General features: G+C 60.9%; 2 protein-coding genes. Both read left to right on the forward strand.

Features of this window, described 5'->3' with window-relative positions:
- On the forward strand, window positions 1-406 hold a 406-nt coding region (locus tag NKI17_RS36760), incomplete at its 5' end, for a hypothetical protein (RefSeq protein WP_352907936.1).
- Window positions 403-1,576: recombinase family protein (locus tag NKI17_RS36765; RefSeq protein ID WP_352907937.1), on the forward strand; the 1,174-nt coding region annotated here is incomplete at its 3' end. The genes NKI17_RS36760 and NKI17_RS36765, both read left to right, overlap by 4 nt.

Here is a 1,576-nt window from a genome sequence, read left to right on the forward strand (position 1 = left end):
TCGATCCCGTCCAACGAAGGCATCCAGGAATATCCCTGCTGGTGAGTCTGACGAATCATCGGGTGAGCTGATCCGGGTTATGGACCCACATCATCCGCTTTACAGGCGATCCTTCCGCGTGATCCGGAGAGTGGCGCATGGAGGCGGCAACTTTCCACCATCATATGAAGTCGATCATCGTGATGGATCAACATTGCTGATCGCGGTGGCAGCAACGCAGAAGTATGTAGAGGACACGAATCAGAGTAAATTGAGCGTCGAGGCGGTTCGGGATCTTGTCGCGGTGGCGGAATGTCTCGAAGGTCATGACCATAGACCCCAAGAGCCTGTGGGCGACGCTGCCACCAGCTTTGCGGCGTCAAATCCTCGACGACGTCGCCGCGGTTCTGGCGGAGGTGGCTCGTGAAGTCCGAACTGGTCAAGCCAACCCATCTGGCGCGCAGAGCGGTTGTTTACGTCCGACAGTCGACGCCACACCAGGTAGTGAGCAACCAAGAGAGCCTGCGGCTGCAGTACGCGCTTCGCCAACGCGCTCGCGAACTCGGCTGGCATGATGCCGACATCGATGTCATCGATGCCGATCTCGGCTTGAGCGCAGCCTCCGCTGCAAAACGGAGCGGCTTTAAGGAACTTGTCGGACGGGTTGGCCTCAGCGAGATCGGGTTGATCCTATCGATCGACGTGACGCGGCTTGCTCGCAACTGTTCCGATTGGTACCCGCTCCTGGATATCTGCGGCGTGCGCGGCTGCCTCATTGCCGATCGCGATGGCGTCTATGATCCCGGCAGCGCCAATGGCCGCCTGCTTCTCGGCCTGAAGGGAACAATCTCAGAGCTTGAGCTGCATACGATCCGCAGCCGTCTGACCGCGGGTCTGCTTGCCAAGGCCGAGCGCGGCGAGCTTGCCCTCACGCTGCCGGTCGGCTTGGTGCGTGATCCAAGCGGGGTAGTTGTCAAAGATCCGGATCTCGCTGTTCAGGGACGGCTTGAGCTTGTATTCGAGACATTCCTGAAGTTCCGCACCATCGCCAAGGTCATGCGTGTGCTGAACGATCGTGGCCTGGCTCTGCCGCGCCGCGACTGGCACGGCGAACTGCGCTGGGCACGAGCGACAGTCTCGGCGGTGGCGGCGATCCTGAAGAATCCCGCTTATGCCGGTGCTTTCGTCTATGGACGAACCCGCCTTCGTGCCGCCACGGGTGAAGGCGGTCCGCCGGGAAAGGTGGCGCGGCCAATCGATGAATGGCGGATCGTCGTGAAGGGCCGGTATCCACCCTACATCGACTGGCCAACCTATGAGAAGATCCGCGACATCGTACGAGACAACCGGGCCGAATACATGCGCATCAAAACGAGAGGTGCTCCTCGCAACGGCGAACTTCTCCTGCATGGCATCGCCTGGTGTGGGCGATGCGGCCACAAGATGTACGTTCGCTACAAGGGTGGCGGAGAGTATGTGTGCAATCACCTGCGCTCCCACACGGGCTTGCCGGCATGCCAGCACATCCGTGCTTCACGTGTGGATGCCGCCGTCGCCGACGCATTCTTGACGGCGCTGGCGCCCGCCGAGATTGATG

Origin of the sequence: Mesorhizobium sp. M0816 (genome assembly GCF_040320005.1) — a bacterium.
GTDB lineage: Bacteria > Pseudomonadota > Alphaproteobacteria > Rhizobiales > Rhizobiaceae > Mesorhizobium.